Genomic DNA, 23,660 nt, shown 5'->3' on the forward strand with positions numbered 1-23,660 from the left:
TTCCTCTCAGTGTTCCAGGCCGCGGTGCCACTGCAGCAAATGATTATTCAGGGCATTCATGGCGATATCGATGGCCAGGCCGAACAGGCCGATGGTGAACATGCCGGCGATAATCTTGTCAGACCAGAAGTACTCGCGCGCTTCCAGGATGCGGAAACCGAGGCCGCTGTTGACGGCGATCATTTCTGCCACGATCACGACGATGAAGGCCGTGCCCATGCCAATGCGCGCGCCGGCCAAAATATACGGCGTGGCGGCCGGCAGGATGACGCGGCGGAACATGGTCATCTGGCTGGCGCCCAGGTTGCGCGCGGCGCGGATGTAAATGCCGTCGACCTGGCGCACGCCAGCGATGGTATTCATCAGCACGGGGAAGAAGGAACCGATGCTGATCAGGAAGAAGGCGGGCGGGTTGCCCAGGCCGAACCACAAAATTGCCAGCGGAATGTAGGCGATCGGCGGAATCGGGCGCAGCACCTGCACCAGCGGGTCGAACAGTTTATAGATGGTCTTGTTGGTGCCCATCAGCAAGCCCAGCGGCAAGGCCAGGCCGGCGCCGATGGCAAAGCCGCCCAGCACGCGCGACAGGCTGGCCCAGGCGTCGTGCGGCAATTCGCCGGAGAACATCCACACCAGGTAATTACCCGCTTCGGGTGTGTACGCTTGCATGGGAATCAGGTACTCATACCATTTCACCACCACGGCCACGGGCGAGGGCAGGATTTGCGGGTTGATCCAGCCGAACGTGGACAGCGCCTGCCAGAACAGCAGCACGGCGACGGGCACGGCGGCACCGTGCGCGAAGCGTTTCATCATTTGAATATTCATCGTGATACTTTCAGATTGGCGTGGTCTTGGTTAGCGTGGAGCATAGGATTTCTTGGCTTTTTCCAGCAGATCCAGCTTGACCCAATCCTTGGCGGCAGGCGGTTTGGCCATGCGGCCCACGCCGAATTTCACCATATAGTCGGTGGTCAGCTGCACGTGGCTTTGCGTGATGTCTTCCGTGAAGATGGCATTGTCGATGGCGTCGCGGTAATCCTCGGAGGTGATCTGGTTCTTGAACATCGATTCGCGCACGTATTTTTCCGCCAGTTTCGGGTCGGCCAAAAACGCCCGCGTGGCAGCGACGAAGCAATCCATGAAGCGCTGGGCCACGGCTGGCTTTTCCTTGTACATCTTTTCCGTCATCACGAGCGCGCGCACGGGCTCGCCCAGCGGCGTGTCATACGGCTTGATGATGGCCGCGCCGTATTTCTTGTGGATCGCCTGGGTCGAGTACGGTTCGGACTGGCTCATGACGTCGATGTCGCGGGTCAAGAGCGCCTGGTTCAGGTCAGGGTAGCCCATGTACAGTATTTGCACGTCCTTGCCCGGCTTGTCGGACCAGGTCAGCTTGGCCTTGGTGAGTTCGGCAAACAGCAGGATTTCCTGCGGGCCGCCGCGCGTGACACCGACTTTCTTGCCTTTCAGGTCGGCGATGCCCTTGATATTCAGGTCGGGGCGCCCGACGATCTGCACGCCGCCCTTGGCGAAGCCGCCCACCAGGTACACGGGCAAGCCCGTGGCGCGGCCCGTGATGGCCGCTTCCAGCGCGCTGGCGGACACGTCGATTTCGCCGGCGATCATGGCTGGCACGATGTCGAGACCCTTGGCGAAGATGCGCTCTTCAATTTTCAAGTCGTATTTCGGCGCGATTTCCTTCATGTAGGCGACGGCGCCGTAATGGGCGAATTTCAGGTTGCCCAGGCGAACCAGGTCGGCAGCATGGGCTGCCAGGGGGAATTGCGCGGCCAGTGCGACGGCCATAGCCAGTGCCTTGGTGTTCATGCGGAAGGTGCGTGCCATGCTGTTGTCTCCAAAAGGTAGATGGTTTTATATAGTGGGTCAGGCTACCGCTCTGATGGCGGTTATGAAAATATAAAAGCATCTTCCGTGCCAGTGGAGCGCATTTTGACGTTTATTGCAAGTGATTGTTTATAAAGGTTTAATTTGAATCTATTGAAAATGGGAAATGGCGAGATTCCGTCTTTCCGCACGGCGAGGGGAAAGGCTGTGCGGATCGCCGCATTTTCGCTGGCCGCTACGATGTAGGCTTGCGGGGCCACATGCCGTTGAACCTTCAGGGCGTGGCCGACTCCAATCGTAAAAAAACGCGTTGCAAACAAGCTGGCAACGCGTAACTCCCCCGTGGAGTAGGGATGGCGCCGCGCGGGCGCCGGTCTGAGGCCGTGCGCCGGCTTTACTTTGGCGCGGTGGCGGGCGGCAGGGCGGGCGCGGTGGCGGGATCGGTCAGCGGCGCAGGCGGCGTTGTGCTGCCAGGACCCGCTTCCGGCATGGCTGGCGTGACGGGGGGCGGCATCACTTGTGGGGCGGACGTGGGGTTGGGGGCCGTTTCGGGCAGGGGCGCTTCGGCCGGTTTTTTACACGCGGACAGGGTGACGAGCAAGGCGGCGGCCAACAGGGCAGGCATTTTCATGATGTTTCCTTTGCAAGAGTCCAAGAGTCGAAATATCGCGATGCGGGCGACGGGCGCCGCGTACGAAGCTTGAATTTATTGCAATGGCGCTTCCGCTTCTGTTCGCTATTTCACTTTGCGCCATGAATGGGAGTACAGAGCGGGAGTACAGCGTTTTTAGATGCTTTTTTTAGATGTCATGAGAGAAAGAATTCAGTAGGGCAATATTTTTCACTTTCTTGCTTCTAATGTTCGTTAACGCACAGACCGCAGCCGCCGGTACAGGCATTCTGTGTCCAGACGCTCAGGATTCGTGGTGTTCTGGTATAAAAATTGCCAAGAACTTAACAATCCGGGCTACCGGCAATCGTTTAAAAGGAGTATTCAAATGCATGCAATGACTCAGTCTCACGTGAAGAGCGAATTAAAGGCAGCGCACCAGGAACTTCGTAGCCCCGAAAAAGGCTCGCAAATGGTAGAACGCGCAGCACCCATCCCCCCGGAACGCATGAATCCCATTTCCATGGCACCGATCGAGCGCGTGCGTTCGACGTCGGCCACCCTGCGCCGCATCGAAAACATGCAAAAGCTGATCGGCGAATTGTCGCTGCACGAAATGCTGGCCGACGAAATCGCCTGGTTCCTCAAGTTTTCGCCATCGGGCGCCCGCAAATACATCCGCGACCTGCGCGAAGCGGGCGTGATCGAACTGGCCCGCTACATCGAAGGCACAGCCACCTACCTGGGCAAGGCAGTGTACCAGCTGACGCCAGACCCTGAGCGCGTGCGCGCCTTCCTGGCCGCCATCGTCCAGCCGAAACGCGAAGGCGCGCCACCGCGCAAGGACCGTCCCGGCCTGCGCGAGCAAAGCATGGCAGGCAGCGGCCGTCACTTCCACATCCTGGCCGATGACACGCATTACGCCATCCGCGTCAACCGCGGTCCCGTGACGCGCGATCCGCTGGTGGCCGCCCTGTTTGGTGCGCCTCAGCAGAAGGCTGCGGAGTAAACAATATTGCGCCTGAGTGGCCGCGTGGCGGCTGGCGGGCGTAATGCTTGTGGTTTTGATTCGCAGATGCATGTTGAAAGCCGGGTGATGCCCCGGCTTTTGGCGTTCAGGAAGGCCGTTTCACGTAGTCTGATTGAAAAGACTGCAAGCATCCCCATGTGGGCTGGACTGTTACCCGCAACGCGCGGGTTCACTTGAAGGAGCTTGTCCTTGTCTGCCTATGCCATGTTTTCCTGCCCCATTGCTCTCCTTGTCCTGAAGCGGGTCGCCGCATGAACCCGCTGCTGTGGATCGCCCTTGTCACGGCCGCCATCGTGCTGTCGCTGTGGTTTCCCCGCTGGCGCTTGAAGCGGGTCCTGGCGCAACCCTTGCCGGCCGAAGGCTTGGTCGTGCTGGAAAGCAATATTCCCGTCTACCGGCATATGCCGGCGCCGCTGCAGGAGCAGTTGCGCCGTCTGGTCGTGCAATTTCTGTATCAAAAGAAATTTGTCGGCTGTGGTGGCCTGGAAATCACGGACGAGATGCGCTATACCATCGCCGGTCAGGCTTGTTTACTACTGCTGAATCGCCAGACGCAGGTGTATCCCGAGCTCGACACCATCCTCGTGTATCCCAACGAATTCATCGTCACGCGCGATGAAGTGGGGCCGGGCGGCGTGGTGACGCCATCGGCCAACGGCTTGCTGGGCGAATCCTGGGGCGATGGCCGCGTGGTGCTGGCGTGGGACCACGTGCAGCGCGGGGCGGCCGACTGGAGCGATGGTCACAATGTCGTGCTGCATGAATTTGCCCACCAGCTCGACAGCGAATCGGGCGCCGCGAATGGCGCGCCCTACCTGCCCAGTGTGTCGAGCTACCGCAGCTGGGCCACCGTGCTGTCGCGCGATTTCGATAATTTGCGCCACGACGCCATGGTTCAGCAGCAAAGCGTGATGGATCATTACGGCGCCACGAATCCCGCCGAATTCTTCGCCGTGGCGACAGAAACCTTCTTTGAAAAGCCGTATCAGATGGCCGAGCACCATGAAGAACTGTACGCGCAATTCTTGCAGTACTACAAGGTCGACCCGCGCGACTGGATGGCGCCGCCAGTGGAAGCCGAACACATGGCTTCGCCATTTCCCAACTTTGCCCAGCACTGGTAAGCGGGCACTTCAGCCCAGCAGCCGCTGTTTCAATGCGGGATAGCTGTTGCGCGAGACGGGGATGCCCGTGCTGGTCTGCGTGTCGAGCGCGTATTTGCCGCCCGCCGCGATCTGCAGCCGCTTGAAACCCAGGCTGTTGACGATGTAGGAGCGGTGCACGCGCAGGAAGTGGGGTGGCAGCAAGGCCATGAGCTTGTCGATAGGCAAGTCATGAAAGCACTGTTCGCCGCTGCGCAGCACGATATTGCTGTAGTGGCCATCGGCTTGCACGTGGTCGATCTCGGCCATGGCGATCCATTCCAGCGCGCCCCGTTTCTTGACAGCCAGCGAGGCCGCTTGCATATGCCGTTCCGTATAGCGTTGCAGCGCCTTGTGCAGGCGTTCGCGGCTGAAAGGTTTGGCAACGAAGTCGAGCACGCCAAACTCGAAGGCCGTGATCGAGCGTTCCGCGTGGGCCGAGACGATGATGGTCTGGAACGGGGCTTTTTTGGCCAGACGCAGCAAGTCATAGCCGTCGGCGCCGTGCAGGTGCAAGTCCAGCAGCAGCAAGTCGAACTGTTCCTGCGCCAGGGCGGCCAGGGCTTGCGGCACATTGTCATGCAGCACGAGATTGCGGAGGCGCGTGCCAAAATGCGCGCGCACCTCGCGTTCGAGGCCTAGCGCGATCAGCGGTTCATCTTCCAGTATCAACACATTCATGGCGCCGCCGGCAAGGTAAAGGTGAGGCGCCAGCCTGCCTGCTGCTGTTCGCTGGCATAGCGGGCCGCATCGCCAAACACGGCGTGCAGGCTGGCGCGGATGTACTGTTCTCCCACGCCGCTGCCCGCGTGCGGGCGTGTCTCGCCTTCCGGCAGGAGCAGGGTGAGCACGTGCGTTTGCGCATGTTTTACGATGCGCAGGATAAAGGCCGCGCCATGGCGGTAGCGGTTGTGGCTGAATGCGTTTTCCAGCGCCGTCAGCAACAGGGCGGGCGGCACGGTGATGCCCGCCGCCTCGCCATCGAGCTGCAAACGGCACGGTTGCTGCAGCCGCGTGCCCATGATGCTCAGGTAATTCTGGCACAGGGCCAGTTCCTGCGTCAGGGCAATGCTGGGTTGTTGGGCAAATTCATTGAGCATGCGCAACTCGGCGCCCAGCGCCTCGATGAAGGTTTCGGCTGACTGCGGCGATTGCGCATTGAGTTCGCTGATCAGGCTCAAGGAATTCATCAGGAAATGCGGTTGCATGCTTTTGCGCAAGAGCTCGTTTTCCAGCTGCTGGGCGCGCGCCGCCTTGCTGCGTACACGCAGCAGCTGCGCCAGCAATTGCGCGCACAGGGGCAGCAGCAAAAAGCACACGACGAGGGCGAAGCCGCCTTCGGCAAACTGGCTGCCCGTCAGCAGGAACAGGGCGCACGAAGCGAGCGCGATCAGCGCGCCGCCACGGCTGCCCGGCAGGCGTCGCCACAGGGCGCCCAGGTTGAGCGCCAGGCTCGCTGCCAGGCCTGTCAAAAACATCAGCCAGCAGCGCGTGTCGAAATGCGCGGGCAGCGCGCCGGCCAGTGCAATGCCCGCCAGCAATATTGCCGCCGCCAGCGGCCAGCGCGGCAGGCGGTAGGCCGTATAAAAATACAGGGGCAGCAAGGCGGAAAACAGCCAGGTCAGGGCGCTGACGGCATACAGGCGCGGCATGTGCATGGGGTAGGCATAGCCGGCAAAGCTGCGCCAGAGTTCCGCCATCAGCAGCAGCGCCGCCACCAGACACAGCGCGGCAAACATGGCCCAGTGCCGCTGCCGTTGGTACAGCGCCGTCAAGGTGAGGAACAGCAGGGAGACGGCACCCAGCGCCCCGGCCAGCAGCAGTGGCGGCAGCCGGTACCAGGCCAGGCCTGCGCGGTAGTCTTGCCGGTCGACCAGGTACAGCGCATAAAATGGCGAGGCCAGGTGCGCCGGCACCTGCTGCGTCGACAACAGCAGGCGCAGGTGGTGCTTGCCCACGGTCAACTGTTGGGGCGTCAGGTGGATGGCGAAATCGATGTCGCCCGCGCGTTCCCCGCTGGCCTGGCGGGCCGGTTGGCCATTGCTGCCGATCAGTGCGCCATCGAGCCACAGCTCGGTCGAAGCCAGCGCCGACAGCACCAGCAGCTGCGTCGACGAGGGCGTGGCAGCCAGGGTGAGGTCGCGCTCAACGCACAGCAACTGGCCTGGTTGAACCAGCTGCTGCAGCGAGGCGGGCGCAGACGGCGTGTTGCCGCAGGCGCGCCAGCCTTCGTCCAGCCAGAGCGGATGCATGGCGCAGGCGAAGGTGGGCAAGGCCAGGCAGCAAACGAGGCAGTACCGCAGCAGGTAGTGGAAGAAGGAGGGCATGGCGGGCATTGTAGCTGCTCCTTTGCAACATTTTCATCCACTTCGGTGCCGTTCGTGCCGGCCACGTGCATTTCGTGCACGGCCCGACTATGCTGTGTGAAAGACACTTACCATGCATCAGCGCCGTGCTGTGCACACGGCCCTCACCATGGAATCATGACTATGCAAAGCAGCAAATACTCCGCTTACGCCGGCGCGCTGGCGCTGTTCTGCGGCGTGGCGCAAGCCGCCTCCGCTCCCTCCGCTGCGCTGGCCGCGCGCCTGGCAGACTTCGACGGCTGGGCGGCGCAGCGCATGGGCGCGGCGCGCATCCCTGGCGTCACCGTCGGTTTCAGCCAGGGCGACGTGGAATGGATAAAAGGCTATGGCTATGCGGACCTGGAAAACCGCGTGCCGGCCACGGCCCGCTCCAGCTACCGGCTGGCGTCCGTCACCAAGCCCATGACGGCGGTGGCCATTTTGCAACTGGTGGAACAGGGCAAGGTCGACCTGGATGCGCCCGTGCAAACCTATGTGCCGTACTTCCCCGTCAAAGCGTTTCCCGTGACGGTGCGCCAGTTGCTGGGCCACCTGGGCGGCATCGACGCCTACCGCGACAGCAAGGCGGAGCAGCATTTCAAGGAGCACAAGGATACGCGCCAGTCCATCGCTGTCTTCGAGCAGTTCGACCTGATCGCCGAGCCGGGCACGCGCTTCCGCTACACCAGCTATGGCTACAATTTGCTGGGCGCCGTCATCGAGGGCGCCTCGGGCGAAAGCTATGGCGGCTACATGCGGCGCCATGTGTGGGGGCCGCTGGGCATGGATGCCACCGTGCTGGATGATCCGGACGCCGTGATCGCCCATCGCGTGCGCGGCTACCGGCTGGCCGGCAAGGAGTTGAAAAATTCGGAGTTCGTTGACATCAGCAGCCGCTTTTCGGCCGGCGGCACGCGTGCCAGCGTGCCCGATATGCTCGCTTTCGGCAGGGGCGTGCATGCAGGCAAGATCCTGTCGGCGGCCAGCCTGGCCGCCATGGTGCAGCCGATGGCCACGCGCGCGGGCCGCTTGACGCACTATGGCATGGGCTGGGAACTCTTGCCGACGGGCGGGCGCTACGCCATCGCCCACAGCGGCCAGCAGCCGGAAACCGTCACTTATCTGTATAGCTTTCCCTCGCGCAAGCTGACCATAGCCGTCGCCGCCAATCTGGAGCGCGTCAATCCCGAGGCCTTCGTGCAGCGCCTGTTCGAAGTGGTCACGGGCGAACCGTGGCAGCTGAAGACATATATCGCCGATGCGGGCGCGCAGCGCGCTTACCAGGTGGCGCAAGGCTTGTTCGAGGAGGGACGGTCCTATGCCGAGCGCACGAATGAACCCTATGCCGATGCGCCCGCCACACGCGAGGCATTTACACAAATCAACCGCCAGGCACTGGCGCCAGACGCCCCGGCGGCGCGCGCCTACATTGAAGCGGCCCGCCATCCCGCCGGCGGCCGTGTGTTTCTCACGGCCGGCGCCAGCATGGCCAGGCAGCTGCGCGAGGCGGGCATCGACCTGAATAAATACGCGCGCGGCGGCGCGCTGGCATTTGCGCGCGACTATATCCTGTTGTCGCAAGGAACAAAGGCCGGTGCCTTGCCCCGCTTCGATGCCGCCTTCGAGCAAGCCATCGTGACCCTGGCCGCCAGCTGGGACCGCACGGCCGCCATCGCCTGGCCGGCCGCCTCCGCCTCCATCGCCGCACTCGATGGCCAGCTGCGCGCGGCCTTCCGCGGCCAGCGCGCCTATCCCGATTTCGTGCCCGAACTGCTGGAACTGGCGCAGGCGTCGGCCGCGCGCGGCGAGACAGATGCAGCACTGGCGGCCAGCCGCCTGGCCGTGGCACTGTATCCGCTCAGCGACCGCGCGCATGCGCTGCAAGGCTTGACCTTGCTGCGCGCCGGCAAGACCGAACCCGCCGTTGCCGCCCTGCGCCTGGCGCTGGAGCGCGATCCGCTGGGCGCGGCCAGCCCGGCGGCGCTGAACCTGGAAGCCTATCGCTTGAAAGGCAGCGGCGCCGTGGCGCAAGGCATGGCCGTGCTGCAGGCGGCCGTCAGCCTGCATCCGCGCGACGCGAATCTGCAGGACAGCCTGGCCGAGTTTTATGTGGAGCAAGGCTTGCGCCCGCAGGCTGTCGAGGCTTATCGGCAGGCGCTGCAGCTTGATCCCCGCTATCCGGGCGCCGTGGGAGCAAAAGCGGCGATCCTCCGCCTCGGCGGTGCCGCACAGGCGCTGACGCCTTAGATGAATGCTTCATTTCTCTGCTGCTGGTGATTTTCTGGGCGTCTTTCTTCCTGCCCGGAAGACATGATTGAGCGGCTGTGTGCGTAAGCGAACGGTATCTTGACGTCGCCCGGCGCACGCTATCGAGGTGGCGCATGGTGCGCCCGCAGCCGACCAGGAGGGCCGTATCATGTCACGCATCATCGCAGGTCATTTTCAGTTGCAGGAACAGGTCGACGCCGCGCGCGCCGCCCTGAACCAGGCGGGCTTTGCCGATAGCCGCATCAGCGCCTTCTTTGTCAACCAGCCGGGCCAGCATGACTTGCATGCGCTGGGCGGCGACCGCGACATGTCGCCCGGCGCCAAAGAGACGCCGGAGGGCGTGGTGGAGGGCGTGGCTGTCGGCGCCGCCGTCGGTGCGGGCATCGGCGCCGCCGCCACCCTGGCGACGGGGCCGCTGGGTCCCGTAGTGGGGGCGCTGGTGGGCGCTCACGTGGGTTCGCTCTACAGTTTGAATAAAATGAAGGAGGCGGGCGAGCCCGAGAAGCATGGCGAAAACAACGGCGAAAACCGCCGCCAGCCACGCCATCCGGGCATGCTGATCGCCGTCGCTCTGGGCGGCCTCGACGAGCGCGAACGGGCGCTCGAGGCGCTGCACCGGCTGGGCGCCGAGCATATCGAAGAAGCGGAAGGCACGATTGCCAATGGCGACTGGCATGATTTCGACCCGCTCAGCATTCCCGTGCTGGTGGCCTGAATCAGCGCATCGGTGGCGCAAACTGCATAAATTCCGCGCCGCATGAAATTTAGGTATGATCCTTGTTAGCATTGCTGATTATTGGTAAACAATGCCGACAGGGATAGTTTCCGCGCGCCCGAAGTGACACTGGACCAAGGTGACTGCCCGTAGTACTTGCCTCGCATGCTAACGAGTATGGATAGGAGGGCGCGTCATGACACAGGCATGGTTCATTCTGACACGGGCCGATGGGCGCGACATCTGCGCGCCCTCGCCGGCACAGCTGGCCGATGCGCTGGCCGAGGTCTACCGTGGCGGCGCCGTCACGCCGGACGGCAGCCCGGCCGCCGTCCTGTTGCGCTTCGGTTACGACGATGGCTTGATGTATCAGGTCGAGGTCGCTAGCGGAGGCGAAGTCACTTTCGAAGAATGGTCGGACCGCGATTGCGAAATCGCCCTGGCCAGTCCGCGTCACATGTCGGCCCTGCCGCAGGGCGACGCGTTGCAGCTGTGGCAGTGGCTGGCGCAGCGCCAGGTGGCGAAGATCCGCAGCCAGCCCTGGCAGGGCGGTTAGCCCGCCGCTTTCAATGCGCCTTAGTGCGCCATCAGCACGGGGATTGTCATGCTTTGTAGAATCGTGCGCGTGACGCCACCGAGGATGGTTTCGCGCAGGCGCGAATGGCCATACGCTCCCATCACCAGCAAGTCGGCCGACAGGTCGGCCGCCTGCGACAGCAGCGCTTCGCCGATATCGCCGCGCCGCACGCCACCGCCATCGAGCAAATGCAGCCGCGCTTCCACGCCGTGGCGCGCCAGGTAGTGTGTCAGTTCGGCGCCCGGCAGTTCGCCGTGCTCGGTGGCATGCACCTGGGCGTCGAAGATGGCCACGTGGACTTGCCCGGCGCGCTGCAGCAGGGGCAGGGCGGCGCTTACGGCGCGGCTCGCTTCCTTGCTGGCATTCCAGGAAATGAGCACATTGCGCGCTGCTGCCGGCGGCGCCAGCAGGGGCAGCGGCGCCGCATACGGCACGATCAGCACGGGACGGCCCGAATGCAGCAGCACATAGGCGGGAAAGTCGCGCATCACGGACGGCGATTTATCCTTGGCATTGTATTGGCTGATGACGACCAGGTCCGCATAGCGGGCCAGCAGGCTGATGCCGCCGGCTGCCTCGTCATCGAGCACGCGCTGTTCGAACGAGGCGACGCCGGCCGCGCGCACCTGCGCCTCGAAACCGTCGAGGGCGCGCGTCGCGCGTTCCCGCAGGAAATTCAGGTGCAAGCTCAGATTCGGGTCGGCATCGAGGTCGGGCTGGTTCTGGTACAGCAGGCGCGACACGCCCGTCAGGGCCACGCCCGTCAGGTGGCCGCCGCAAGCCTGGGCGATGCTGGCGGCCGCTTCGATGCGGGCGGCGCGCCCTGCGCTGTCGTCGATGTGCAGCAGCACGGTTTTGTAGGTCATGGCGTAGCCTCTCGCTGTGGAGTGAATCTCATTCTGGCACAGACCGGGGCGTCGGCCGCGCACGACTGCATCAGGCTGAGCACTTGATCTGGCGCAAAGCTGGCAATAAAAACTGCTCCTACACTTGATGCCACGCAGAACAACCATCGCAAGCGGGGGAGAGACAGCAATGAATGAGCAAAAGGTAGCGCTGGTCACGGGCGGCATGGGTGGCCTGGGCACGGCCTTGTGCCGCCGCCTGCATGCGGCGGGCTTTGGCGTCGTGGCGGCGCATACGCCGGGCAATGCCAGGGTGGAAAGCTGGCTCGGCGAACAGCAGGCGCAGCAGTATTATTTTCATCCGCTGGCCGTCGACGTGAGCGACTTCACCGCCTGCAGCGACGCCGTGGCACGCGTGCTGGCGCAGTTCGGCCGCATCGACGTACTCGTCAACAACGCCGGCATCACGCGCGACCAGAGCATGCGCAAGATGGAATTGCCGCACTGGGCCGAGGTCATGCGCACCAATCTCGACAGCCTGTTCAACATGAGCAAGCAGGTGCTCGAACCCATGCTGGCTAACCGCTGGGGCCGCATCATCAATATCTCGTCCGTGAGTGGCCAGAAGGGCGCGTTTGGCCAGTGCAACTACGCGGCCGCAAAGGCGGGCGCGCACGGCTTCAGCAAGGCGCTGGCGCTGGAAGTGGCGCGCCATGGCATCACCGTCAACACGGTCTCGCCCGGCTACCTGCGCACGCAGATGGTGACGGCCGTGCCGGCCGATATCCTGGAAACGAAGATCCTGCCGCAGATTCCCCTGGGCCGCCTGGGCGAGCCGGACGAGGTGGCGGCCCTGGTGGCTTACCTGGCGTCCGACGAGGCGGCATTCGTCACGGGCGCGAATATCGCCATCAATGGCGGACAGCATATGAGTTAAGCAAGCGTAGAGCTTGCAGTAGGGCAATGACAGTAGAGGAGACCCGTCCAACCCAGCCGGCGCACAGACGCTGGCGGCGGACGCATGGCAGTCGCTGGACAACAAAGGGCAGGGCAGCGATGCCTTGCCCTTAGTCGTGTGGCGTGGTTGCAAGGAGAGTTCAGCGCTGGGCTTTTTCCTGCCGTGTCTGGCAATCGATGCACAGGCGCGCTTCGGGGCGCGCGTTCAGGCGCGACAGGCCGATGGCTTCGCCGCAGTTGTCGCACAGGCCGTAGCTGCCATCGGCACACCTGGCCAGTGCGTGCTTGATGGTGGCCAACTGTGCCAGGTTGTGCTCGGCCGCTTCGCTGACGAGGGCGTTCAAGGTGTGCACGCTGGCATTGTCAGCCGGCGAGGCTTCGATTTCATTGAGCAGCGAGGCGCGCGCATCTGCCTCGGCCGCTTCGTTCTCTATCTGTTCCAGCAACGCCAGCTTGCGTTGCTCCAGCACGCCCTGCAGGCGCTGCAGCTGGTCTTGCGGCAATCCATTCATGGCTGTCCCCGATAGGCGTCTGTCCTAGATGGTAGTCCAGGATGGGCGGCTCTGCTTGCGCTGCCAGCCTGCGCCGCGTTTGACGCGGCGCAGGCTGGCAGCGGTCGTTCTATGCTGGTTCCTTGAGGCAGTTGATCATCCAGGCGACGCCGAACTGGTCTTTCAGCATGCCGAAGCGTTTGGCCCAGAACGTTTCTTCCAGCGGCATCTGGATGCTGCCGTCACGCGCCAGTGCGGCGAAGACCCGTGCCGCCTCTTCCGGCGTATCGACGCTCAGGCAGATCGCGCTGCCGCGCATGCCCTTGGCGCCATCTCCGGCGCAGCCGCCGTCCGAGCCCATCAGCATGGTCGGCCCCAGCTGCACCGAGCCGTGCATGATCTTGTCATACCAGTCTACCCTGACTTGCTCCTGGCCTGGCGAGCCGCGATACGGCATCAGGCACAGGTCCGTGCCATGCAGGTGCTGGCGGTAGTATTCCAGCGCTTGCGCGCAGTTTCCATCGAATTGCAAATACGGTTCGATACGCATATTGGTCTCCTCTGGTCATCGTCCCGCCAGCACAATTGCCAGGCGGGGACGTCCCAGTATAGGCGCTGGCCGGCCGATTTCAATCAGTCCGGCGTCATCTCTTGCAGCCGCTCACGCACCTTGCCCAGGGTGCTGAGGATGCGCTCGGGATTGCCGGCGAGGACGGCGCTACCCAGGTGCAACAAGCTTGTCGCCAGGCTGATCCAGTGCCGCACATCGTCGTTGCGGGCGATGCGCAGGCGTACCGTGTCGAGCAGGCCGCTGAGCTGGCGCTGCGCCGTTTCCAGGCCGTCCACCGTGTGCCCGGCCGCATCGGCATACAGCTGGTTGGCTTGCTGGCGCAAGGCCACTTCCAGGGCGAAGACGGCTTGCGCCTGGCTGTGGCTGATGCCGTTGGCGCCCTGGCTGGCGCGCTTGCGGATGGCGCGCATGACGGCGCCGTGCAAGGTGACGGCCGCCTGCGACAGGCTGTCAGCCAGTTGCTCGACGCGCATGGCGCTGCTGAGAGCCTCTTCGCGGCGTTCGCTGCTGCTGCCTACCGATTCGTCCATCTTGCCTCCGTGGTGGTGAGGGCGGCAGCGAGCTGGGCGTGTTCGCGCGCCAGTGCCGCCAGTTGCCGGCGCGCCAGGGTATGGCGCAAGCCAAGCAGGCGGTATTCCTCTGTTTTGCTTTGCTGCATGTTTTTCGCCAGCACGGCCAGCAGGCGCTGCTGCGGCGCGTCGGCATACGCGATTTCCACATCGAGCAAGCCGAGCACCATGTCGCGCTCGTTGTCACCGCTTTTGTCGTACAGCGCCAGCAAGCTGTCGAGCGCGGCCAGCAGCGCTTGCAGCGGCGCGTCGCCCTCGTGCAGCACTTGCGCCAGATGCGCCTGCTGGCTGGCCGCGCCGCCCAGGCGCGACAGTTGCTGCAGCAGCAAGGTGTAGGCGCGGACATGGCGGTCGTCGATGCCGCTGCCGGGCCAGGCGCGGATGGCGGCGCCGGCGCTGGCCAGTTCTGGCTGCACGTCATACGCCTCGGCATCGGCCAGCCGGCCCAATGCCTGCAGGTACAGGCGCACGGCCTGCGCCAGGCGTGCGACGTCCGCCTGCGCGGCGCGGCGTTGCGCATCGAGCAGGCGTTCGCGCGCGTCTTCGGCCGGCGACAGATAGGGGCGGGCGCGCTGGTAAGTGTCCACGTGGCGCTGCGACAGTTCGCTGAAGGCGGTCAGGGCGCCGGCGCCGGCGGCTAGGGCGCGCACTTGCTCCAGGTCGGTGCGCGGACTGGCGCAGCCGCACAGCAGAATAGCCAGGCAAAGGGCGCGGCGATGGCGGAGCAGGGCAGACACGTCACCTCTCGACAGAAAATACTGTATGGAAAGGTATTGTCGTGCCGGTCTGCGCCGTCCGCCTTGTGCGGGCGCAAGCGCGCTGCGATCAGGCGCCCCTGATGTCAGTCAATTGCTCGCGCCAGCCCAGTCCAGCCAAGGTGTCGCTGACGGGACGGTATTCGCAGCCGACCCAGCCGGCGTAGCCGACCTGGTCGAGCAGCTTGAACACATGGCGGTAATTGATTTCGCCCGTGCCCGGTTCGTGGCGGCCCGGCGTGTCGGCGATCTGGATGTGGCGGATCAGGGGCAGCAGGGCGCGGATGGTGTTGCTCAGTTCGCCCTCCATGCGTTGCATGTGATAAATGTCGTACTGCAGGAAGATATTACTGCGCTGGCAGTCGGCGATGATGTCGGCCGCCTGCTGGCTATGGTTCAGAAAGTAAGCGGGCATGTCGTAGTGGTTGATCGGCTCGATCAGCACGTTGATGCCATGCGGACGGCAGGCGTCGGCCGCATATTGCAGGTTGCCGATCAGGCTTTGCCGCGCCCGCTCCAGGCTCATGCTGGGCGGCACGATGCCTGACATGCAGTGCAACTGTTTCGCCCCCAGCGCCAGCGCGTAGTTGAGCGCCAGTTGCACGTTGCTGCGGAATTCCTCGCCCCGGCGCGGATCGCAGGCAATGCCCCGTTCGCCGTGTTCCCAGTCGCCGGGCGGGAAGTTGAAGACGGCCAGCTGCAGATGGTGGCGTTCCAGCCGCATGGCGATCTGGCGCGTCTCGACGGCATAGGGAAACAGGAATTCGACGGCATCGAAGCCCGCCTCCCTGGCGGCGGCAAAGCGGTCCAGGAAGGGCAGTTCGGTAAACATCATGCTGAGGTTGGCAGCGAAGTTCGGCATGGCAGCACGCAGGTGAGGAGGATGGTTTCTATCCTAGCCCAAATCGGCAATCGGTGGTATGCATAAAAAAACCGTTCCAGAAGCAAGTCCTGGAACGGTTTTTTATTGCTGCGATACGCGCTTACCCGCGCGTATTATCGGCCGCGGCCACCAGATCTGTGGTTGGCTGCCGAACGCGGCGCATTGCCGCTGCGGTTGCCGCCGCCACCGCCGCCCGATGGGCCGGCGCTGCGTGGCTTGGCGCCGCTGCCGCCGGTTTTCACGCGCACCACGGCGCCAGCTGGCGCGCGGCTGTTGTTGCGGTGGCCGCCGGTGCCGCTGCGCAATTGCACAGGCTGGGCGCGGGCGTTCAGGTCTGGCTCGAAGCCTTCGATGACTTCGCGCGGCAGGGTTTGCTTGATCAGCTTTTCGATGTCTTTCAACATTTCGTGCTCATCCACGCAGACCAGCGACACGGCTTCGCCCTTGGCGCCGGCACGGCCCGTGCGGCCGATACGGTGCACATAGTCTTCCGGAATGTTCGGCAAGTCGTAGTTGACGACGTGCGGCAACTGGTCGATATCGATACCGCGCGCGGCGATGTCGGTGGCGACCAGCACTTGCAAGGTGCCATCCTTGAACTCGGACAGCGCGCGCGTGCGCGCCGACTGGCTCTTGTTGCCGTGGATGGCCAAAGCGCCGATGCCGTCCGCGCCCAGTTGCTCGACCAGCTTGTTGGCGCCATGCTTGGTGCGCGTAAATACCAGCACTTGCGTCCAGTTGTTCGACTTGATCAGGTAGGACAGCATCGGGTGCTTCTTGTCGCGGTCGACGGGATGGATCTTTTGCTTGATCACTTCCACGGTCGAATTGCGGCGCGCCACTTCGATCATGGCTGGCTTGTTCAGCAAGCCGTCGGCCAGCGCCTTGATCTCTTCCGAGAACGTGGCCGAGAACAGCAGGTTCTGGCGTTTTGGCGGCAGCACGGCCAGCACTTTCTTGATGTCGCGGATGAAGCCCATGTCGAGCATGCGGTCGGCTTCGTCGAGAATCAGGATTTCCACTTTCGACAGGTCAACCGTGCCCTGGCCCATATGGTCCAGCAGGCGGCCCGGCGTGGCGACGAGCACGTCGACGCCATGTTTGAGCTGCTTGATTTGCGGGTTGATGCCGACGCCGCCGAAGATCACGGTCGAGTTCAGTTTGGTGTATTTGCCGTAGGTGCGCACGCTTTCCTCGACCTGCGCAGCGAGTTCGCGCGTCGGTGCCAGGATCAGGGCGCGGATCGGGCGCGTCGACGTGTTGCTGGTGATGGCCGCGCCATTCGCGTCAGTCGACAAGCGGTGCAGCAAGGGCAGGGTGAAGCCGGCCGTCTTGCCGGTACCGGTTTGTGCTCCGGCCAGCAAGTCGCCGCCAGCCAGCACGGCGGGAATCGCCTGCGTCTGGATGGGGGTCGGCACGGTGTAGCCGTGTTCGGTAACGGCACGTACGATAGCGTCGGACAATCCGAGGGAGGAAAAGGACATGGTAACTTTATTGTGAGATCGGCCTGTCGCCATCGGGGGGCGCCAGTCGCAGGCAATCAGATTAGGGGTCGAAAGACAGCGGCAAGGGGACTGGTCATATGTGCCGCACACGCGAAGTATAACAGCATGGCAAAAACGCGCCTGTTTTGTTTCAGCTTTGCAATGCCGCAAGTAAAGAAAAGTGAGGCAAGGGCGCGCTCCCTATCGTCATTACTCTCTATGATTGCCTGTAATACTCCATGCGCGGGACTCACCGTGGCGCCGGGGTGTTCATTCCTGGAGGAATATCATGCGTATCGCCGATCTTCGCATCGCCACCCGCCTGTATGGCGGTTTCGGCACCATCGTTCTGTTGCTGACCGCCCTGGTCACCGTCGCCACGCTGAATGTTTCGCGCCTGGCCGACGCCAATGCCATCAATACCCACACGTACCAGGTGCTCGCTGAAAACAGCGCGATGCTGGAAAGCCTGATCAACATGGAAACGGGCCAGCGCGGCTACGTGATCACGGGCGCCGAGGCGTCGCTGGAGCCGTACAAGGCGGGTCAGGCAGGATTTGGCACGCACCTGGCCAAGGCGCGCGCCATGACCGGCGATAACCCGGCCCAGCAGGAGCGCCTGGCGAAGCTCGATGCTGCCAAGCAAGTCTGGCTGGCGGGCGCGCTCGATCCCGTGATCGCCATGCGGCGCGCCGTGGAGCAGGGCACGGCGGCCATCGAGCCCGTGCTGGCGCTGGTGAAGGAGGGTAGGGGCAAACAGGGTATGGATGCCATGCGGACACTGCTGGGCGAGATTGGCCAGGCGGAAACGGCGCTGCTGGCCCAGCGCTCGGAAGCGGCGGCAGCCTTGCAGGCACGCACGCATTGGACTTTGCTGGGTGGTGGCGCGGTGGCGCTGATTCTGGCCGTCATGATCGCCTGGTGGCTGGCGCATAACATCAGCGCGCCGTTGCGCTCGGCGATCGAGGTTGCCAGGCAGGTGGCGCAGGGCGACCTGACGGTGCAGGTGGACGTGCGCTCGAAGGATGAGACGGGCGAGCTGATGCAGGCATTGAAAGACATGACGGCCAGCCTGCTGCGCATCGTGACCGAAGTGCGCGGCGGCACGCAAGCCATCGCCACGGCGTCGCGCCAGATTGCCTCGGGCAATATCGACCTGTCCGCGCGCACGGAACAGCAGGCCAGTTCGCTGGAGGAGACGGCGTCGTCGATGGAGGAACTGACCAGCACGGTACAGCAGAACGCGCAGAATGCCAGTGAGGCCAACGGCCTGGCGGCGTCGGCCTCCGCCGTGGCCGGCAAGGGCGGCAGCGTGGTGGCGCAAGTGGTGGACACCATGGGCTCGATCAACGACTCGTCGCGCAAGATCGTCGACATCATCGGCGTGATCGACGGCATCGCCTTCCAGACGAATATCCTGGCCCTGAACGCGGCCGTTGAGGCGGCCCGGGCGGGCGAGCAGGGGCGCGGCTTTGCTGTCGTCGCCACCGAGGTGCGCAACCTGGCACAACGTTCGGCCGCTGCCGCCAGGGAAATCAAGGCCCTCATCAACGACTCGGTGGCGCAGGTGGAGAACGGCGCGCGCCTGGTCGACGAGGCGGGCCACACGATGCGCGAGATCGTCGACAGCGTGCACAAGGTCAGCAGCATCGTCGGGCATATCTCGGCCGCCAGCGATGAGCAGCGGGCAGGCATCGAGCAAGTCAACCAGGCCATCAGCGAAATGGACCAGGTGACCCAGCAAAACGCCGCGCTGGTGGAAGAGGCTGCTGCAGCGGCGGAATCCATGCAGGAGCAGGCCGCCCGGCTGGCCGATGCGGTGAGCGTGTTCAGAACCGCGCAGGTGGACGCCATTCCGGCGCTCGCGTCCCGGCCTGCCGCGCGCCGTCCGGTGCCGCTCAAGGTGGCGCATGCTCCTGCCCGTCTGAGTGGCAAGCCGGTAGTGGGCCATGCGCAGCAAGTTCCGGCCGGCAAACAGCGCTCGGGGAAAGATGAGTGGGAAGAGTTTTAAGACGGGTATTTTAGCGCATGCGACAGATGTCGCAAATAGTGCTTGCGTGCGTGTGACTGTCGTCGCATAATTGTGTCAACAGTCACTAAAAGGAATCTCCATGAGCACGCCCTCCGTCACCGAACTGTCGTTATTGAAAGCCTTGTGGAAAGACCACCCGCTGTCCGCGCGTGAATTGCATGCCAGGGTGGAAGACGAGCTGGGATGGTCGTTTTCGTCCACGCGCAAGACGGTCGAGCGCATGCTGGACAAGGGCATGCTGCTGCAGCGCAGCGTGCATGGCGTGCTTGTGTATGAGGCGAACGTGGACAAGGTGGCCACCCTGGCCGCGTTTGCCCACGATTTTGGCCGGCGCGTGATGGAAATCGACAGTCCCTTGCCCGTCAGTATGTTTACGGGCAGCAAACTGGTGGACCAGCAGGAGCTGGCGGCGCTGGAGCAACTGCTGCAGGACTGGCCGCTCGAGGGAAAGGAATAAGCGATGCTGCTGTTTTCTCTCACGCTGTTGCAGGCCAGCGCCGCCTGTCTCCTGACCGGTCCGCTGCTGTGGGCAATGCTGAACCTGGCGCAACGGCGCTGGCCCGCGCTGGCGGCGCAGCGCAGCGTGTGGCTGGGCGCCCAGCTGGTGCTGGCCGCCGTGTTTGTGTTGCCGCTGCTGCCTGACACGCGCCAGCTGAGCGTGGTGCCCGAATTGAGCGTGCCCGTTTTCCTGGCCAGCGCGGCGCCCGACGTGCCGATGGCCATGGCGGCGCCAGCTGCCGGGTTGTCATCCGCCGCTTCCTGGCTGGCGCTGGTGCCGTCCGCCTGGGGCCTGATCTATCTGCTGGGCGTCGCTTGCGCAGCCTGGCGCTGGCAACGTGGCCATGCCATGTTGCGCACCTTGCTGCAGCTGGCGCGGCGCCGCCGCCTGCATGGCATGGAGGTGCTGGAAGTGGACGCGCCGATCTCGCCGATGCTGGTGGGCGTGTGGCGGCCGCGTTTGCTGTTGCCGGCGCACCTGGCGCAATTTACGCCGGAACAGCGGCAACTGGTGATCGCCCATGAACTGACCCACGCGCGCCGGCGCGACCCCTTGCTCCTGCTGCTGGCCACCCTGCTGCAGGCGCTGCTGTGGTTCAATCCGGCCGCGCGCTGGCTGGCCGGCCAGCTGGCTTGGGCGCAAGAGCTCGGTTGCGACCGCCAGGTCCTGGCTGGCCGCGCCCCGCGCCAGCGCCAGCAATATGCGGCGGCCCTGGTCAGGCAGCTGGGGCTGCAGACGCAGCCGCTGCCGGGGCTGGCCTTTGGCGGTGGCCGCATGGCCGAGCGCCTGCTGCGCATGCGTGGCGGGCAGGATCGTTTGCCTCCGGTCTTGCGGGTGCTGACGGCGCTGCTGCTGTGCGCGATAGGCGCGGCCAGTCTGGCGCTGCAGCCGGCACTGGCCTGGGCCGTGGCAGCCACGCCCGCAGCCACGCCGGCAGCCATGCGCACTGCGCCGGCGACGGCGCCAGCTATCTGGCGCAATCCCCTGGATAGCATGCGTGTGACCGGCTTCTTTGGCGTGGCGCGCCAGCTGACGCCACAAGGCCATAGCGGTATCGATCTGGGCGCCAGGCGCGGCACGCCCGTGCATGCGGCGGCCGACGGCATCGCCAGCGTCAGTGTCGATGCGCGCCTCGGCAAGGCCGTCCGCATCGACCATGGCGCTGGCGTCGAGTCGCTGTATGCCCATCTCGATCGGGTCACGCTCACGACCGGCATGGCCGTCACGGCAGGGCAGGCCATCGGCACGGTGGGCGCGACCGGCTTGGCGACGGGGCCGCATTTGCATTTCCAGGTCAGCCGGGACGGGCGCTTGCAGGATCCGCAACAGTGGCTGGCCGATCTCGATGCCAACGCCACCGCGCGCGCCCTGCGCCTGCGCAAGGAGCAGTTCGGCCGCTAGCTTTGCCTGGCCGCAGGTCGGATGAGCGCGCGAGCGCACGAACGAAAAAACAAGCCGACACCACCACAGACCTGTCAGGATTCCCCATGCGATTGAGTATTCTATTGTGCAGCCTTGCGCTGCCGTTGACGGCGCACGTCCGTGCCGAAGACGTCCTCCCTTCCGTGACGGTCAATGCCGGCAAAGTGGATCAGCGCCGCAACGACACCGTCGCCGCCATCGTCGTCGGTCACGAGGAATTGATACGCCAGGGCGACCGTCTCTTGTCCGACGCCTTGAAGCGCCTGCCCGGCATTACCCTCGGCGGCGCGGCGTCGGGCACGACTGGCGGACAAATCCAGCTGCGCGGGCTGGGCCAGGGTTATACCCTCGTCATGCTCGACGGCGTGCCCGTGGCACCCGGTTTTTCGCCCGACTCCCTGGACCCGGAGCTGGTCGAGCGCGTGGAAATCATGCGCGCCGCCACGGCGCAATTTTCCGCCCAGGCGATCGCCGGTTCCATCAACATCGTGCTGAAAAAATCGGGCAAGCGGCGCGAGCGCACCTTCAAGCTGGGGGCGTCCGGCAGCCATGGCATGCCCGCCGGCAGCGCCACCGTCCAGTGGGCGGACAAGGACGGCCGCCTGTCTTACGCGCTGGCCGGCACGCTGGCTCACACGGAGCGCCGGGGCTTGCTCGATGAATGGAGTCGCGCATACGATGCGGATGGCAGACCCACGATGGTGCGCCATATGCCGCTGACGGAGCGCGTGACGAGCGATACGTTCGAGCTGGCGCCCCGTTTGCAATGGGCGCTGGCGGGCGAAGACAGCCTGGCCTGGCAAAGCCTGGTCAACTTGCGCCGCGTGGCCAGCCGCCGCCAGGTGGTGGAAACGTCTTACCTGGGCGGCCATACCGACTATCCGGACAATGACGCCGCCTTCAGGCAGGACAGCGGCAGCGTGCGCAGCGATCTGCACTGGCTGCGCAAGCTCGGACAGGGGGCCAGCCTCGATATGAAACTGGGCCTTGATGTTAGCCACCGCGCCAGCGATTATCTGTTCCAGGGTGTCGGCGCCGCGCCCAGGCCGGCGAATGTGCGCCGGGTCGATGCGGGCGTGGACGAGGTGGGCGTGCAGACCAGTGGCACCTATCGCCGGACGCTGGGCGAGGGCCACGCACTGGCGGCGGGCTGGGATGCGGGGCACCGGCGGCGCGCGGAGTTTCGCCGCGAGCGCCAGTTGTCGCCGGGCGGGCCGCCTGTGCTGCCGGACGCAGACTATGCGACCACGCTGCGGCGCCTGGCCCTGTTCGCGCAGGATGAATGGGAAGTCTCCGCGCGCTGGTCGCTGTATCTGGGGCTGCGCTGGGAAAGCTGGCGTACGGCCAGCGCCACCGGTGGCGCTGGCCCCGTCGACGTGCGCGCGCAAGTGTGGAGCCCCGTGCTGCAAAGCCTGTGGAAGCTGGCCGGCAAGGATCAGCTGCGCCTGGCCGTCACGCGCACCTACAAGGCGCCGCAGATTTTCCAGCTAATCCCGCGCCCCTACCTCAACGACAACGGCAATAGCCCCGCGAATCCCGACAACCAGGGCAACCCGGCGTTGCGCCCGGAGCTGGCGTGGGGGCTCGATGCGGCCTATGCGTACTACCTGGGAGGTGGGGCAGAGGGCGCCATGCTGGGCGCCAGCGCCTCGCTGCGGCGCATCGACGACGTGATGCTGGACCGGCTGTATCAGGACAACGGACGCTGGGTGGCCACGCCCGTCAACCATGGCAGGGCGCAGGTGCGCGGCATCGAACTGGAAGCGAAGCTGCCGTTGACGGCGCTGTTGGCTGGCGCCCCCGCGCTGGACTTGCGGGCGAACGTGGCGCGCAACTGGTCGACGGTGGACGCCGTCGCCGGCCCGGACAACCGCCTCGATAGCCAGCTGCCATGGAGCGCCAATCTGGGCGCGGATTACCGGCTGGCCAGCAAGCCGTTGACCCTGGGCGGCAATCTGCATTACCAGGGCGGTGGACTGTCGCGCGAGTCAAACCAGCTGCTGGCCTGGCAGGGCGCCCGGCGCGAACTGGATCTGTACGCGTTGTGGAAGTTCAGCGACCAGCTGCGCCTGCGCCTGTCGGGCGCCAATCTGCTGCGGCAGCTTGAGCGCACGCGCGGCCTGTATGCGGATGGCGCCGGCAGCTTGCTGCGCACGGTCGATACGCGCAGCTACCGCACGCTGCGCGTCATGCTTGAAGGCTCCCTGTAGGTTCTTAGTCGTCGATTTCCGCGACGACGTAATCCACGCCCTGCGCATCGAGCCAGGCGCGCAGGGCGTCCAGGCCGTGCCACGGGTCCGGGCGCAGGTGCTGGCAGATGTACAGGCCGGCGTCCGTCAGCCTGGCCTCGGTGTCGGGCATGGCGCTGGCGGGCGGCTGCGGCGCTGGCGCCGCCAACTCTGGCAGCTGCGCAATGTGCTGGCGCTGTTCCTGCGTCAGGCTGGCCGTGATTCTGAATTCAAATCCCATGTTTTCTCCTTGATGTGCGGGTTGCTGTTGCGGCTATTCTGTATCATCGAAAAAATTGCATATAGCTTGGCATTCTTTCCGTTTTTCTTTTCAAAGTATCGCGTTCATACTGCATGGCACTGGCCCGGAACACACGAATTAAGCCAGG

The 23,660-nt window shown here is 64.5% G+C and carries 23 protein-coding genes; 10 read left to right on the forward strand and 13 right to left on the reverse strand.

Annotated elements, in window-relative coordinates; all coding sequences use genetic code 11:
* Positions 1-6: 6 nt before the first annotated feature.
* The 3 genes from ACQ4WS_RS18890 to ACQ4WS_RS18900 form a co-directional block, all read right to left on the reverse strand.
* Positions 7-816 carry an ABC transporter permease gene (locus ACQ4WS_RS18890; protein ID WP_436478611.1) on the reverse strand — a complete coding sequence of 270 codons (810 nt, stop codon included), beginning with the start codon at positions 814-816 and terminating at the stop codon, positions 7-9.
* A 42-nt stretch (positions 817-858) separates the two neighbouring features.
* Complete coding sequence (locus tag ACQ4WS_RS18895; RefSeq protein WP_436478612.1) at positions 859-1,848, reverse strand: ABC transporter substrate-binding protein; 990 nt, start codon at positions 1,846-1,848, stop codon at positions 859-861.
* Positions 1,849-2,242: 394 nt separating this feature from the next.
* On the reverse strand, positions 2,243-2,479 hold the full coding sequence (locus tag ACQ4WS_RS18900) for a hypothetical protein (RefSeq protein ID WP_436478613.1): 237 nt from the start codon (positions 2,477-2,479) through the stop codon (positions 2,243-2,245).
* A 487-nt stretch (positions 2,480-2,966) separates the two neighbouring features.
* On the opposite strand from ACQ4WS_RS18900, the gene ACQ4WS_RS18905 reads away from it, so the two are divergent.
* The gene (locus tag ACQ4WS_RS18905; protein ID WP_010396453.1) at positions 2,967-3,467 is read left to right on the forward strand and encodes a winged helix-turn-helix domain-containing protein; all 501 of its coding nucleotides are present in this window, start codon (positions 2,967-2,969) and stop codon (positions 3,465-3,467) included.
* Between the two features lie 272 nt (positions 3,468-3,739).
* Positions 3,740-4,612 carry a M90 family metallopeptidase gene (locus ACQ4WS_RS18910; RefSeq protein WP_436478614.1) on the forward strand — a complete coding sequence of 291 codons (873 nt, stop codon included), beginning with the start codon at positions 3,740-3,742 and terminating at the stop codon, positions 4,610-4,612.
* A gap of 9 nt (positions 4,613-4,621) precedes the next feature.
* Here the strand turns inward: ACQ4WS_RS18910 and ACQ4WS_RS18915 are convergent, their stop codons facing one another.
* Positions 4,622-5,311, reverse strand: a complete 690-nt coding sequence (locus tag ACQ4WS_RS18915) for a LytR/AlgR family response regulator transcription factor (protein ID WP_436478615.1) — start codon at positions 5,309-5,311, stop codon at positions 4,622-4,624.
* A complete protein-coding gene (locus tag ACQ4WS_RS18920; RefSeq protein ID WP_436478616.1) occupies positions 5,308-6,966 on the reverse strand; it encodes a histidine kinase in 1,659 nt (552 codons plus the stop codon). Before ACQ4WS_RS18920 ends, ACQ4WS_RS18915 begins: the two co-directional genes overlap by 4 nt.
* A 153-nt stretch (positions 6,967-7,119) precedes the next feature.
* Here ACQ4WS_RS18920 and ACQ4WS_RS18925 point away from each other — a divergent pair, with 153 nt between their 5' ends.
* The 3 genes from ACQ4WS_RS18925 (at position 7,120) to ACQ4WS_RS18935 (ending at position 10,514) form a co-directional block, all read left to right on the forward strand.
* Entirely contained in the window at positions 7,120-9,222 is a 2,103-nt protein-coding gene (locus tag ACQ4WS_RS18925) for a serine hydrolase domain-containing protein (protein ID WP_436478617.1), read from the forward strand.
* Between the two features lie 169 nt (positions 9,223-9,391).
* On the forward strand, positions 9,392-9,958 hold the full coding sequence (locus tag ACQ4WS_RS18930; protein WP_436478618.1) for a hypothetical protein: 567 nt from the start codon (positions 9,392-9,394) through the stop codon (positions 9,956-9,958).
* Between the two features lie 196 nt (positions 9,959-10,154).
* The gene (locus ACQ4WS_RS18935) at positions 10,155-10,514 is read left to right on the forward strand and encodes a hypothetical protein (protein ID WP_436478619.1); all 360 of its coding nucleotides are present in this window, start codon (positions 10,155-10,157) and stop codon (positions 10,512-10,514) included.
* A 20-nt stretch (positions 10,515-10,534) separates the two neighbouring features.
* Here the strand turns inward: ACQ4WS_RS18935 and ACQ4WS_RS18940 are convergent, their stop codons facing one another.
* Positions 10,535-11,401, reverse strand: a complete 867-nt coding sequence (locus tag ACQ4WS_RS18940; protein WP_436478620.1) for a universal stress protein — start codon at positions 11,399-11,401, stop codon at positions 10,535-10,537.
* A gap of 169 nt (positions 11,402-11,570) precedes the next feature.
* On the opposite strand from ACQ4WS_RS18940, the gene phbB reads away from it, so the two are divergent.
* Complete coding sequence (gene phbB / locus ACQ4WS_RS18945) at positions 11,571-12,317, forward strand: acetoacetyl-CoA reductase (protein ID WP_436478621.1); 747 nt, start codon at positions 11,571-11,573, stop codon at positions 12,315-12,317.
* A gap of 160 nt (positions 12,318-12,477) precedes the next feature.
* Here the strand turns inward: phbB and ACQ4WS_RS18950 are convergent, their stop codons facing one another.
* The 6 genes from ACQ4WS_RS18950 to ACQ4WS_RS18975 all read right to left on the reverse strand — a co-directional run bounded on the left by ACQ4WS_RS18950 (position 12,478) and on the right by ACQ4WS_RS18975 (position 17,090).
* Complete coding sequence (locus ACQ4WS_RS18950; RefSeq protein ID WP_436478622.1) at positions 12,478-12,849, reverse strand: TraR/DksA family transcriptional regulator; 372 nt, start codon at positions 12,847-12,849, stop codon at positions 12,478-12,480.
* A gap of 109 nt (positions 12,850-12,958) precedes the next feature.
* Positions 12,959-13,378, reverse strand: a complete 420-nt coding sequence (locus ACQ4WS_RS18955; RefSeq protein WP_436478623.1) for a VOC family protein — start codon at positions 13,376-13,378, stop codon at positions 12,959-12,961.
* Between the two features lie 83 nt (positions 13,379-13,461).
* Positions 13,462-13,929, reverse strand: a complete 468-nt coding sequence (locus ACQ4WS_RS18960) for a hypothetical protein (RefSeq protein ID WP_436478624.1) — start codon at positions 13,927-13,929, stop codon at positions 13,462-13,464.
* On the reverse strand, positions 13,914-14,705 hold the full coding sequence (locus ACQ4WS_RS18965; protein WP_436478625.1) for a hypothetical protein: 792 nt from the start codon (positions 14,703-14,705) through the stop codon (positions 13,914-13,916). Before ACQ4WS_RS18965 ends, ACQ4WS_RS18960 begins: the two co-directional genes overlap by 16 nt.
* Before the next feature lie 88 nt (positions 14,706-14,793).
* Complete coding sequence (gene otnI / locus ACQ4WS_RS18970; RefSeq protein ID WP_436478626.1) at positions 14,794-15,585, reverse strand: 2-oxo-tetronate isomerase; 792 nt, start codon at positions 15,583-15,585, stop codon at positions 14,794-14,796.
* 134 nt (positions 15,586-15,719) lie between these two features.
* Positions 15,720-17,090 (reverse strand): DEAD/DEAH box helicase, encoded by a 1,371-nt coding sequence (locus ACQ4WS_RS18975; protein WP_436478627.1) that lies wholly within the window; start codon positions 17,088-17,090, stop codon positions 15,720-15,722.
* Positions 17,091-17,379: 289 nt separating this feature from the next.
* Here ACQ4WS_RS18975 and ACQ4WS_RS18980 point away from each other — a divergent pair, with 289 nt between their 5' ends.
* The 4 genes from ACQ4WS_RS18980 (at position 17,380) to ACQ4WS_RS18995 (ending at position 23,253) form a co-directional block, all read left to right on the forward strand.
* The gene (locus ACQ4WS_RS18980) at positions 17,380-19,101 is read left to right on the forward strand and encodes a methyl-accepting chemotaxis protein (protein ID WP_436478628.1); all 1,722 of its coding nucleotides are present in this window, start codon (positions 17,380-17,382) and stop codon (positions 19,099-19,101) included.
* 100 nt (positions 19,102-19,201) lie between these two features.
* Entirely contained in the window at positions 19,202-19,579 is a 378-nt protein-coding gene (locus ACQ4WS_RS18985) for a BlaI/MecI/CopY family transcriptional regulator (protein ID WP_230541739.1), read from the forward strand.
* Between the two features lie 3 nt (positions 19,580-19,582).
* On the forward strand, positions 19,583-21,022 hold the full coding sequence (locus ACQ4WS_RS18990; protein WP_436478629.1) for a M56 family metallopeptidase: 1,440 nt from the start codon (positions 19,583-19,585) through the stop codon (positions 21,020-21,022).
* Between the two features lie 86 nt (positions 21,023-21,108).
* Entirely contained in the window at positions 21,109-23,253 is a 2,145-nt protein-coding gene (locus ACQ4WS_RS18995) for a TonB-dependent receptor plug domain-containing protein (protein WP_436478630.1), read from the forward strand.
* Positions 23,254-23,257: 4 nt separating this feature from the next.
* On the opposite strand, the gene ACQ4WS_RS19000 is transcribed toward ACQ4WS_RS18995, so the two are convergent.
* Positions 23,258-23,512, reverse strand: a complete 255-nt coding sequence (locus tag ACQ4WS_RS19000; protein WP_436478631.1) for a hypothetical protein — start codon at positions 23,510-23,512, stop codon at positions 23,258-23,260.
* Positions 23,513-23,660: the final 148 nt, after the last annotated feature.

The organism is Janthinobacterium leeuwenhoeki (assembly GCF_051380795.1).
Taxonomy (GTDB): Bacteria; Pseudomonadota; Gammaproteobacteria; order Burkholderiales; family Burkholderiaceae_D; genus Janthinobacterium.